Here is an 11,677-nt window from a genome sequence, read left to right as displayed (position 1 = left end):
CTTCAACCATGGCTAAAACACGGCGCTGAGCGCACCACGGCGACGCGTGATGCGCGATCAGCCTGCTGCAGCGTCTTTCAGCTTCTTCAGCGCACGTGCCTTGATGCGCACGCTGGCCGGCTTGGCCGGGAACCAACGCTCTTCACCCGAGAACGGGTCTTTGCCGAAGCGCTTCTTCTTTGCCGGCACAGCTTGCACGACGATCTTCAGAAGACCCGACAGCGTGAATTCGCCAGCGCCCTTCTTGTGCACTGCGCCGAGGATCGTGTCTTCGAGCGCGGCCAGCACGGCCTTGGCGGTCTTCGGTTCAACAGCGGCGCGTTCAGCGACGTGAGCAGCCAACGAGGCCTTCGTGAAGGTGTCCTTGATCGGCGACGGTGCGCTGGACGCCTTCACGGCGACCTTCTTAGCTGCGACGGCTTTCTTCGCAGGGACTTTCTTTGCAGCAACCTTCTTGGTCGGTACCGGGGCAGCAGCCTTCTTGGCCACCTTTTTTGCGGAAGTCGGCATGTTTCTCCTACCTGTTGTGGTCAGTGAATTGCTCGAAGCGCACACGGCATGTGCACGCTTCAACGCCGGATTCTACAAGCGCCAATGCGATTTGCGCGACTCTTTTATGTATCTCGGCAAAGGTTTGTTGCGCGGCGCAGACTCCGCAACACATTTTGATGCTTGTTTTAGCGGGTAAACCTGTGGGGACGAGGTCGGCAACACCAACACGTAACGCACGTTACAGTTCGTTTCGATGCCTGAATACAGGCACTTTTCGTCAACGGACGCGTTGCGGATGAGTCGCGTGAGAGTCGCGGCGACAGCTGCGGTTCATCACGAGCGCGTTGGTCAACCCGGCGCCGCTCACGCAGCCGATAGACACAAGCGTCGAGCCCGGCTCCGGCGAATCGACGCCAGCCGTCATCGCGCCACACGCGGCAGGATGCCCGCCAGCTTCGTGAGCGCCGCGTCGATCTGTTCGACCGCGATGCTGCCGTAGCCGAACATCAGCCCAGGCTGCGGCTGCGCACGCCGATGAAACGGCGCGAGACCATACAGCCCGATCGACGCTTCGCGCGCCGCGCTCACCACCGCCTGCTCGGTCAACGGCGCGCGCAATCGCGCGGCCATATGGATGCCCGCGGTCGGCACGATCGGCTCGAACCAGCGCGCGAGGTCGCCGCGCAGATGGTCGAGCAGCATCGCGCGCCGCGCCGCGTAGATCTTATGCATGCGCCGCAGATGCTTGGCGAAGTCGCCGTTGAGCATGAAGGACGCGAGCGCGGTTTGCGTGAGCGTGCAGCCGTGCCAGTCGGCGATCTGACGCGCCTTGAAGAGCGGCCCGTAGAGCGACGCCGGAGGCACCACGTAGCCGACCCGCAACTCCGGGAAGATCGTCTTCGAAAAGGTACCCACGTAGGCGACGAGTCCCGCGCGATCGAGACTTTTCAGCGGTTCCATCGGCCTGCCTTCGAAGCGGTACTCGCAGTCGTAGTCGTCCTCGATGATCACCGCGCCGCGCTTTTGCGCCCATTCCAGCAGTTCGACGCGGCGTTCGAGGCTCATCGGCATGCCGAGCGGAAACTGATGCGACGGCGTCACGTAGACAAGCCGCGCCTTGTCCGGCAGCTTGCCGACGATCAGCCCTTCGCGGTCCACCGGCACCGGCACGACGCGCGCGCCGGTGGCCGTGAAGCATGCATGCGCGGGCGGATAGCCGGGGTCTTCGAGCGCGGCGATTTCGCCTGGCCGCAATGTGATGCGCGCCATCAGATCGAGCGCGTGCTGCGCGCCTTGCGTCACGATCACGTCTTCCCAATTGCTCGATACCGCCCGGTTGAACGCGAGGTAGCGCGAAATCGCGAGGCGCAGCTCCTGCTCGCCGGCCGCGTCGCGATACGTGCCCGGTCCGCGCGCCTGCGCGCGCAGCGCGTGATTCACGCAACGGCGCCAGACGTCGAACGGGAACAGCGCCTTGTCGGTCGCGCCGCCGACGAAATCGTACGGCGACGCCACCGAAGGGCGCGGCAGCGGCAAGCTCTCGGGCATCTGCTCCCACAGCGGCTGGGCGCGCGCGGCGGACGCTTTGGCCTGGGGCCGTTCGCGCGACGGCCCGGCGGCCCGCGCATGCGCGGAGCGCTCCACCGGCAGGCGGTCCAGACCGTCGGCGACGAAGGTCCCCGAACCGGCCCGCGCGCTCAGATAGCCCTCGGAGAGCAGGCGCTCGAAGACATCGAGTGTGGTCTTGCGCGATACGCCCAGTTGCGTCGCGAGATCGCGCGTGGACGGCAAGCGCGTGCCGCCCGCGAGACGCCCTTCGAGAATGCCAGCGCGCAGTTGCCGATATATCTGTCCGGACAGATCGTGATGCCCTTCGACCGCGATATGAATGTCCATTCGGGTGGCTACTTCGGATATCCGGGAAATGGTTTTTCGGGAATACGAGTGATGGACGTAAGCTTACCGTTGCCCGCGGCGAGCGGAGCCGATATCGGCGATAAGGGGCGTCTCGTGACAGACGCGCGCAAGCATGGCGAAAGCGGGCGGCGTCTGTCTTGCGCTAGGTCAGGAATCCTGCACGTCGGCTCGCGAGCCGCTGGGTCGCGGCAAGCGCAAACATCCGGCTAGAAAATCACCGAAGTCGCCACCGCGAACCAGATCGCGATCACGCCTGTGAGAAACAGATGCCGCGCGATACGAATCCGGGCATCGCTGTTTTCCGGCTCGACGGGGCTCGTCGCCATCCACGGCACGAGCCCGAGGCAGGCAAAGCCGGTCAGCGCGGCCACGAACACGACGATGTCGGCGACGCGCCACTTGGTCGGCTCATACAAGCCCCAGTAGCCGAGAAAGACGATGCCGATCGAGAAGATCGTCGCCGAAGCGGCACTGAGCGCAGGCACCGAGCCGGTTGGAGCGGGCATGCTTAACCTCCGGTCGTTAGACTGCGATGGCGGTCCTTCTCGATCCCCTTCGTTCCCGCGCCGGCGCCGGCAATCGCTCACTCAGGACGTGCGGGTTTGCCGTGCTTCATACGTCTTCAGATGGCTATGGGCGATGCGCAGCAGCGACAGACCGTGCTCGCCCTTTTGCGCGTCGCCGCCGCGCGAGATCAGGTCGCCGAGAATGTGATCCGCCTCGGTATGCGCGTGGTTTTCCACGTCGCGCAGCATGGACGCGGTGAGCGGCGTAGGCGTGAACAGCGTCTGCGTGGCCCGCGCGTCGAAGTCCGAGCCCATCGTGAAGCCGTTGTGCTCGGCCACCGCGCGGCACTCGCCCAGCAGATTCTCGATCACGCGTTTGCCGTCGGGCGCAGCCAGAATATCGCCGACCGAACCGCGCATCAAGCACGTGCTCGCCGCCAGCGTGGCCAGGAAGACCCATTTCTCCCACATGCGCAGCAGAATGTTGTCGCTGACCGACACGTCGAAACTCGCGCCGGCCATCGCGTCCGCAATGGCCTGGACACGCTCCGACGTGCCGCCCGCCAACTCGCCGAAGGTGATCGTATGCATGTCGTTCAGATGCACGACGTGCTGTTGAGCGTTGAGCGTCGCAGCGATCACGCATTGGCCGCCCAGCACGCGCGACGCCCCGAACTTCGCGGTGAGCACGTCGATGTGGCGCATGCCGTTGAGCATCGGCAGGATCAGCGTCGATTCGCCGACCAGCGGTGCAAAGGAGTCGATTGCGTCGTCGAGACTGTAGGCTTTGCAGCTGAGCAGCACCAGATCAAACGGTTCGGCGCTCACGCCCGCGAGAATCGTCTTGACCTCGCTCAGCGTGAAGTCGCCTCGCGGGCTGCTGATGACGAGCCCCTCGCGCTCGAGCTTTTCGGCCCGGCCCGCGCGCACGAGGAAGGTCACGTCCTGACCCGCCGCCGCGAGACGCCCGCCGAAGTAACCACCGACCGCACCCGCCCCTACTACCAGAATTCGCATCTTTGGCCTCTTGATGAATTTCAGTCACGCGCGCCGCGCACAGCAGCGAAGAGTTGCGGGGCCGCGTACGCAGTGCGTGTGCAGAAATGTAGCAAAGAATGGCGATCGGCATTGGACGCGTGCGCCGGGACGGGGCGTGCTGCAATGCAGCGTCGCGGCTTGGGTCGGCCTGAACGCAGCTTGAGTTGGCGCGAGCGCGGCAACCGGTGCGAGCGCGTCAGCCTGCAATGCTTCGCGTCCTCTCGGCGCTGTTCATGTCCGCGCCCGGCTCCGGCCTGTCAAAACCCGCTCGTCAACTAGAGCCGGGCGTGCCGCAAATGGTGCGTTCATAGAGCGCCAGCATGCCTGCCACATCCACGCCGACACACACCGTGCAGGCGGGGCGATGGTCCCAATCCGGCGCGGGCACGGGCAGCGTCGAAGGCTTCTGGATGGTCTGACCCACCGCGATGCCTTCCGTCAACACACGCACGGGACCGCTGCGCGTCGTATAAAGATGCGGCGCCAGCAGGTACGCGACCGCCGACGAATCGTGCGTATAGATGCCCCGCAGTTGCGCGCTTTCCTGATGAAACGCCTCGTAATGCCGCGACACGTCCCACACGAACTGGCCCGCCGCGCCGCCGCGATCGCGCAGCGACGCGAGGTAGTCGCGGCTCATGATGGTGGGCTGCGTGACGTCGAGACCGACGATCGCCACCGGCCACGCCGCCCCGATCACGCGGTCGGCCGCGTCGGGGTCGCCCAGCATGTTGGCCTCCGCAGCGGGCGTCACGTTGCCGAGCACGCCGCCCGTGCCGAACGCGCCGCCCATGATCACCACCTGTTTGACGAGCGACGCGATCTGAGGATCGTCGGCGAGCGCGAGCGCGAGGTTGGTGAGCGGACCGACGGCGAGCAGTGTGACTTCGCCGGGATGCGCGCGCACCGTGTCGATGATGAACCGGTGCGCGGGGCGCGCGTCGAGCGGCGCTGCGTCGACCGCTTTGTCGGCCGCTGCGTCCGCCGCTTCGTGCGCCGCTTCGCTCACCGCTTCGCCCACGATAGCGAGCGTGATGTTGCCGAGGCCGTTGTCGCCATGAATCTGCGCGAGCGGTTCGGGCGCGCTGCGTTTAAGCGGCGCCGCCGCGCCCCGCGCGACCGCCACGCCAGGCGCGAAACGTCCGGCCAGATAGCGCGCGTTGCGGGTCGTGGTTTCGATCGTCGCGTTGCCGAACACGCTCGTCAGACCGAGCAGTTCGATGTCCGGATGCAGCGCCTGAAAGACCAGCGCCATGGCATCGTCGACGCCGGGATCGGTATCGTAGATGACCTTGTGCTTGCTCGCAGTCATAGGTAGAACGCGTCCGGCAGTTGTTCACGCGCGGTCGTGTCGCGTGTCGCGCCGCGCAGATTGCCGAGGCGGATCGGCAAGCCGGGGCCGCCGAGTTCGAGGATCACCTGGCGGCACGCGCCGCACGGCGCGATCGGGCCGTCCGTATCGCCGACCACGGCGAGCGCCGCGAACTGGTCGCGCCGGTAGCCCGCCGCAATCGCGCTGAAAAATGCGGTGCGTTCCGCGCAATTGCACAGGCCATACGCCGCATTTTCGACGTTGCAGCCGTCGAATACGCGGCCGTCGCGCGTCAGCAGGGCGGCGCCGACCTTGAAGTTCGAATATGGCGCATAGGCCTTGTCCCGCGCGACGCCCGCGCGCTCCAGCAGTTGTTCCATGTTCATGCGGCGATCCTCGATTCGATCCGGCTTGATGAGCGGGTCTTCGGCAGCACGCGGCTCTGGCGAAAACCCGCAAAGTGCGAACGACAGCATAGCAAGCCCGCATGGATCGAGCACCCGGCTGTCGCGCCGACTCGCCGGTGCGGCGGCTCTTTACCGCACGAGGACAACCCAGGCATTCGCATCGACCTCGACCTTCACCGCATCCAGATTCGCACCCGCGCACGGCCCCTCGATGCAATGCCCGTCCTCGAAGCGAAACAGCGCGCTGTGATGCGCGCACATCAGCACCTGCGCCCGGTAGCAGGAGACCTCGCCGGGCTCGAAGTCGAGCGGCACCGAAAAATGCGGACAGCGGTTCGCGTAAGCCCACACCCGTGCGCCCCGCCGCACGACGATGACCGGCGCGTCAGCGGGCGTTACGTCGACGACCCGCGCGCCCCCGTCCGGAACATCGGCAAGACGGCACAACTGCATCCCGCTCATCGCTCAAACTCTCCGCTCGGGATTGCCCAGGCTCCAGTCCCACGGACGGATCTCGACCCGGTCGAACAAACCCGCCTGCATGTACGGATCGCGGCTCACGAAGTCCATGACCTCGTCGATGCCCTCCGCCTCGACGACCAGCAAGGTCCCGTTCATCGCATCGCACTGCGGCGCGAGCGTTGGACCGCCGAGCCGCACGAGCACGCCGCGATGCGCGGCGCTGCGCAGCCAGCTCCGATGAACCGGGCGGACCCGTTCGCGCACGTCGCGCATACCGGGTTTGTCGGTGGCGAACACCGCGAAGTAACGTCCCATCGTCTTCAGCTCCCTTCGAGGTCGAGTACGAAGTCATAGCGCGCCTCGCGAAACGGCCCGTCAAAGCCGAATCTGCGCGCCAGCTCGTGGTCCGCCGCGCGTTCGCGATAGGCGACCATCAGCGAAGGCTTGACGCCGAACACCGCGTCCGACTTCAGATACGGATCGGCCTCGTCGAACAGATGCGTGACGAGCTTGCGGTGCTGCGGCGCGTCGATCATGAAGTGCAGATGCGCGGGGCGCCACGGATGCCGCCCCGTCGCGTCGAGCATCCGGCCGACCGGGCCGTCGGTCGGAATCGGATAGCTCACCGGGACGATCGTGGAGATCGCGTAGCGGCCTTGCGCGTCGCTACGGAAACGCCCGCGCAGGTTGCCGTGCGGCTGCGCGGTGTCCTGTCCGGAGTACATGCCGTTTTCGGCGGTCTGCCACACGTCGAGCACCGCGCCTTCGATCGGCGTGCCGTCCGTGGACAGCACGCGGCCATGCACGAGCGCCGGCGTGCCGGGACTGAACGCAATGCTTTCGCCATAGGCCCGCTCGGGCATCCCGCGAATGTAGAACGGCCCGAACACGGTGGTGTCGGTCGCGCCGGTCGCGTAACGGTGATTGATCGCGTCGACGAGCATCGAGACGCCGAGCGTGTCCGACAGCAGGATGAACTCCTGGCGCACGAGGTCGTCGCACATCTTGCCGGTGTCGGTCAGGAAGCGGATCGCCGCCATCCATTCCGCCTCGGTCGGCTCGACTTCATTCACGAAAGCGTGCAGGTGCCGCACGAGGCTTTGCATCAGCGTGCGCAGCCGTGGGTCGGGCGTGGCGGCGAAGCTCGCCACCACCTGCTCCGTCAGTACCTGCCCGGCGTCTTTGTCGTTGGTCGACATGTCTTCCTCCAATCTTGTTCGCGACGGCGCTCAGGCCGGCGCCGCCCCTTGCCACGCGCGCTGCAGCAACGCGCGAATCGCGTGGCGCTCGACGGCACGCGGATTCGCATACGGATTCTGGCACGCGAGGTCCGCCGCTTCGTCGAGTCCTTGTTCCGGCATGCCGATCTGCGCGAGCGCCGCCGGAATGCCGAGTGCGCGGTTCAGTTCGAACAGGAGCGGACCGGCTTCGGCCGCGTCCTTGCCGCCGAGCGCGCGCGCCACACGCGAGAGCGCATCGGGCGCGGCCGCGTGGTTATAGTGCGCGGTATGCGGCAGCATCACCGCGTGCGTTTGCGCGTGCGGCAGATTGAACGTGCCGCCCAGCGTGTGGCAAAGCTTGTGATGCAGCGCCATGCCCACCGCCCCCAGACAGGTGCCGGCGAGCCACGCGCCGTACAGCGCGCGGCTGCGCATCGCCGCGTCGTCGGGTGTGCGCACGATGACCGGCAGCGCTTCGCCCAGCGCGCGGATCGATTCCTCGGCCATCAGACTGATGACGGGGTTGGCGTCCTCGGCATACAGCGCTTCCACCGCATGCGCCATCGCGTTCACGCCCGACGCCGCCGAAATGGCCGCCGGCAGCGAAAGCGTCAGCGACGGATCGTAGATCACCGTGCGCGGCAGCACGCGCGCATCGCGGCCGGTGCGCTTCAGACGGCCTTCGGTCAAGCCGTAGATCGGCGTCATCTCGGAGCCCGCGTAGGTCGTCGGCACGGCGACGATCGGCAGCGACGATTCGAGTGCGATCGCCTTGCCGAGACCCACGGTCGAGCCGCCGCCCACGGCCACGCAGCAGTCGGCGTCGAGCGCCAACGCGGCGTCGCGCGCGGCGCGGGCCACTTCCACGGGCACATGCATCACGGCCTGCGCATGCACGGCCGCCGCGCGCGCGCCGAGCACGCGCATCACCTCGTCGGCCAATGGCCGCTGCTCGGGCGTTGCGAGAATCAGCGCGCGCCGGGCTCCGAGCCGCTCGACTTCCGCCGGCAGCGTCGCCAGCGCGCCCCACCCGAACACCACGCGCGACGGCGTCCCCTGATAGACGAAGTGCTCCATGGTGGGCCTCAGCGTTTGAAGTGAGGCGGCACGTTGCCGTCCACGTTGACCCAGACCGAGCGCGCTTCCGTATAGTCGTGCATCGCCTCGAAGCCCATCTCCCGCCCATAGCCCGACTGCCCCACGCCGCCGAAGGGGCTGCCCGGATTGACGCGCTTGTAGCAATTGATCCAGCACATGCCCGCCTCGATCTGCCCGGCGACGCGATGCGCGCGCGACAGATCGCGGGTCCACAGGCCGCTGCCGAGTCCGTATGCAGTGCCGTTGGCGATCGCCAGCGCTTCGTCGTCGGTGCGAAAACGCAGCACCGTCACGAACGGGCCGAACACTTCTTCCTGCGCGACGCGGTCGTTCGGGCCCGCGGCCTCGACCACCGTGGGGCGCACGTAGTAGCCGTTCGCGAGCGCCGCGTCTTGCGGCGCGGCGCCGCCGGTCAGCACACGGCCGCCCTGCCCCCGCGCCACGTCGACGAAAGCCAGCACGCGTTCCTGATGCTGCTGCGACGTGAGCGGCCCCATCTCGGTGTCGGGATCGAGCGGGTTGCCGACGCGGATCGACGCGGCCAGCGCAACGAAACGTTCGAGGAACGCATCGGCGATGCGCTCGTGCAGGATCAGGCGCGAGCCGGCGATGCACGCCTGGCCCTGGTTGTGGAAGATCGCCCACGCGGCGCCGTTGATGGCGGCGTCGAGATTCGCGTCGTCGAACACGATGTTGGCGCCCTTGCCGCCCAGTTCCAGTTGCACACGCTTGAGGTTGCCCCGCGACGCCTCGACGATGCGCCGCCCCGTCGCCGTCGAACCGGTGAACGCGATTTTGCCGACGCCCTCGTGCTCCGCAAGCCGCTGCCCGGCCGTATGACCGTAGCCCGGGACGATGTTGACGACGCCCGCCGGAAAGCCGACCTCGGCCATCAGCTCGACGATGCGCAGCGTCGACAGCGGCGTGATCTCCGAAGGCTTGAGCACGACCGTGTTGCCGGCCGCCAGCGCCGGGCCCATCTTCCAGCTCGTGAACATCAGCGGGAAATTCCACGGCACGATCTGCCCGACCACGCCGATCGGCGCGCGCTGCACGTAGTTGAGAAAACCGGCTTCGACGGGAATCACCGAGCCTTGCAGCTTGTCGGCCATGCCGCCGAAATAGCGGAAGCAGGCGGCCGTGCGCGGCACGTCGAGCGCGCGCGAGTCGCGGATCGGGTGGCCGGTGTCGAGCGATTCGAGCTGCGCGAGTTCCTCGGCATTCGCCTCGATCGCGTCGGCGAGGCGCAGCAGCAGCAGGCCGCGTTCGGCGGCGGGCATGGCCGCCCACTTCGGGAACGCGCGGGTCGCGGCGGCGACGGCCAGGTCGACATCGGCGGCCGTGGCGGCGGCGATCTTCGTGATCAGCGAGCCGTCGTGCGGATTGAGCACGTCGATCGTGCCGCCTTCGACGGCGTCCGTGAAGCGGCCGTCGATGAACAGTTGGGTTTGCATGAATGGTCCTCGGTAAATGCGGGCGCGGCGCTTCGGAAGTCGATCGCTCAGAAGTCGACCGGATACGGTTTCAGTTCGCCGCTTTCATAGCGCTTGGGCAGGTTGGGCGTGGCGTTTTCCCACACCAGCAGCATCGAGCGCTTGGTCGAATAGCCCTGATGGCGGATGTCGGCCGGCATCGCGCAGATGTCGCCCGCCCGCATCGTGATGCGGGCACGGGGCGCGCCGGTGTTCTTGTCGCCGATGTCCCAGACGATTTCGTCGGACAGTTGCAGGAACCACTCGACGCGGTCGTTGCCATGAAAGACCGGCAGGATGTATTCCTCGGTGGTCGGACAGAACAGGCTCTGACCGCATACGGACGTGACCGACGGATTCCACGTCACGTCGGAGCGCGACAGATACTTGAACAGATTGAACGCGTGCAGCTGGCCTTCGAAGCCGGGCTCGACGTGCACTTCCGGCTCGTCCTGCACGACATCGGCAAACGCGCGGTTGACCGGCAGGTCGTCGCGCAGCGGCGAGTCGCCTGCGAGGCCCGGCATGCGTCGCGTCGCGATGCGCGTGCGTTCGATGGCCGCATCGTTGTCGCCATGCTTGCGGCCGAACGCGGTGCCCGTTTCTTCCGGCGCCGCGAACGGGTCGAAGCCTTCGTTGGTCCAGTCGTGCAGGATCGCCTTGAAGGTCGCCATGATCGTCGGGGTTTCGAACGACTCCATATAGTCGACGCCCGCTTCCTTCATGATGCCGTTGAACGAGCCCGCATACACGTCGACCTTGCCGTAGTGATTGCGCGTGCCGAACACGTGATCGAAGTTCACCCAGCCGTAGAAAAAGCCCCATGCGACGTCGCGCATCATCGCGCGCAGGAACGCGTCGGCGGGGACCGCATGGGTGCGGCTCTGGCCTTTGGCCGGCCAGTTGATCTTGACGAAGTACTCGTCGCGCAGGAACTCGAACGCGCCGAGCGTGTAGCGGCGATAGCCGGTCACGGGATCGGGCTCGCTCGCGCGCACGGTGTCGGCGGCAAAGCCGGTTGGGTGCTTGATGTTGTCGAGAGTCGCCATGTCTTGTCTCCGGTGTCGACGGGAGTTGGCGCTTTAGCGCTTACTCCCGTCCCATGCATGTTGTATGTCGACGGGAGTTGGCGCTTTAGCGTGTCGATCCGGAGTTGGCGCTTTAGCGCCTACTCCGGTCCCATGCCCTAGCACTTACTCCGGTCCCTTGAAAGATGATCGCCGTAGTTAAGCGGATGATCAGTTCGTGTGCGGATCAGTGCAAACAGATGTCGGCCCACTTCTGCACCGAGAGCTCGCCGAACATGGTCTGCACGAGCGCCACGCCGGTTGTCTGCGCGCTGAAGCGGTATGCGCAGCCGGCTGGCAGCAGCGCCTGATGGCCGCGGCGCAACACGACATGGCCCATTGCGCGGCCAGCCGGGTGCGAGCCCGCGTCGATGCTGCCCGCACCATTTTTCGGCGGCGTGTCGAGCTTGATGAAGTCGATGCGGACCTCGCCGTCCATCAGGATCACGAACTCATCGTGCGCGCAGGCGAACCACGTCGATTGCCCTTCGGTGTGCAGCGCCTCGATCACGTAATCGAGGTTCTTGCCGACCACGACCTTTTCATAGGGCGCCGATCTCGAAGCGACTTCGAAGACGTTGGAGAACACATAGTGGCGGGCATCGCCGCTGGTGATTTCGATCTCGCCCTTGCGGTAACCATCGAGCGAGCCTAAGACGGTATGAAATGACGACTCGGTCATTGCT

At 66.4% G+C, this 11,677-nt stretch carries 13 protein-coding genes; all 13 read right to left on the bottom strand.

Going from position 1 to position 11,677, the window contains the following annotated elements; all coding sequences use genetic code 11:
* Nucleotides 1-57 precede the first annotated feature (57 nt).
* On the bottom strand, nucleotides 58-510 hold the full coding sequence (locus PQR02_RS30330) for an HU family DNA-binding protein (RefSeq protein WP_042326082.1): 453 nt from the start codon (nucleotides 508-510) through the stop codon (nucleotides 58-60).
* Between the two features lie 402 nt (nucleotides 511-912).
* Nucleotides 913-2,388, bottom strand: coding sequence for a MocR-like pyridoxine biosynthesis transcription factor PdxR (gene pdxR, locus PQR02_RS30325; protein WP_408240325.1), 1,476 nt, complete (start codon nucleotides 2,386-2,388; stop codon nucleotides 913-915).
* 227 nt (nucleotides 2,389-2,615) lie between these two features.
* Nucleotides 2,616-2,915 (bottom strand): hypothetical protein, encoded by a 300-nt coding sequence (locus PQR02_RS30320; protein WP_149670953.1) that lies wholly within the window; start codon nucleotides 2,913-2,915, stop codon nucleotides 2,616-2,618.
* 81 nt (nucleotides 2,916-2,996) lie between these two features.
* A complete protein-coding gene (gene panE, locus PQR02_RS30315; protein WP_408240322.1) occupies nucleotides 2,997-3,932 on the bottom strand; it encodes a 2-dehydropantoate 2-reductase in 936 nt (311 codons plus the stop codon).
* A 292-nt stretch (nucleotides 3,933-4,224) separates the two neighbouring features.
* Nucleotides 4,225-5,265, bottom strand: a complete 1,041-nt coding sequence (locus PQR02_RS30310; RefSeq protein ID WP_408240319.1) for a nucleoside hydrolase — start codon at nucleotides 5,263-5,265, stop codon at nucleotides 4,225-4,227.
* Nucleotides 5,262-5,651, bottom strand: a complete 390-nt coding sequence (locus PQR02_RS30305) for a cytidine deaminase (RefSeq protein WP_408240316.1) — start codon at nucleotides 5,649-5,651, stop codon at nucleotides 5,262-5,264. Before PQR02_RS30305 ends, PQR02_RS30310 begins: the two co-directional genes overlap by 4 nt.
* Before the next feature lie 150 nt (nucleotides 5,652-5,801).
* Nucleotides 5,802-6,134, bottom strand: a complete 333-nt coding sequence (locus PQR02_RS30300) for a Rieske (2Fe-2S) protein (RefSeq protein ID WP_408240313.1) — start codon at nucleotides 6,132-6,134, stop codon at nucleotides 5,802-5,804.
* A gap of 3 nt (nucleotides 6,135-6,137) precedes the next feature.
* Nucleotides 6,138-6,449, bottom strand: coding sequence for a YciI family protein (locus PQR02_RS30295; protein WP_408240310.1), 312 nt, complete (start codon nucleotides 6,447-6,449; stop codon nucleotides 6,138-6,140).
* Between the two features lie 5 nt (nucleotides 6,450-6,454).
* Nucleotides 6,455-7,333 (bottom strand): intradiol ring-cleavage dioxygenase, encoded by an 879-nt coding sequence (locus PQR02_RS30290; RefSeq protein ID WP_408240307.1) that lies wholly within the window; start codon nucleotides 7,331-7,333, stop codon nucleotides 6,455-6,457.
* 30 nt (nucleotides 7,334-7,363) lie between these two features.
* Nucleotides 7,364-8,431 (bottom strand): maleylacetate reductase, encoded by a 1,068-nt coding sequence (locus PQR02_RS30285; RefSeq protein WP_408240304.1) that lies wholly within the window; start codon nucleotides 8,429-8,431, stop codon nucleotides 7,364-7,366.
* An 8-nt stretch (nucleotides 8,432-8,439) separates the two neighbouring features.
* The gene (locus tag PQR02_RS30280) at nucleotides 8,440-9,906 is read right to left on the bottom strand and encodes an aldehyde dehydrogenase family protein (RefSeq protein ID WP_408240301.1); all 1,467 of its coding nucleotides are present in this window, start codon (nucleotides 9,904-9,906) and stop codon (nucleotides 8,440-8,442) included.
* A gap of 47 nt (nucleotides 9,907-9,953) precedes the next feature.
* Entirely contained in the window at nucleotides 9,954-10,973 is a 1,020-nt protein-coding gene (locus tag PQR02_RS30275) for a hydroxyquinol 1,2-dioxygenase (RefSeq protein WP_408240298.1), read from the bottom strand.
* A gap of 205 nt (nucleotides 10,974-11,178) precedes the next feature.
* On the bottom strand, nucleotides 11,179-11,673 hold the full coding sequence (locus PQR02_RS30270; protein ID WP_408240295.1) for a cupin domain-containing protein: 495 nt from the start codon (nucleotides 11,671-11,673) through the stop codon (nucleotides 11,179-11,181).
* Nucleotides 11,674-11,677 lie beyond the last annotated feature (4 nt).

It is taken from the genome of Paraburkholderia sediminicola, from assembly GCF_046026895.1.
In the GTDB taxonomy this organism is placed as follows: Bacteria; Pseudomonadota; Gammaproteobacteria; order Burkholderiales; family Burkholderiaceae; genus Paraburkholderia; species Paraburkholderia sediminicola_C.
The sequence above is the reverse complement of the archived record's forward strand: the minus strand, read 5'-3'. Positions and strand labels throughout refer to the sequence as shown.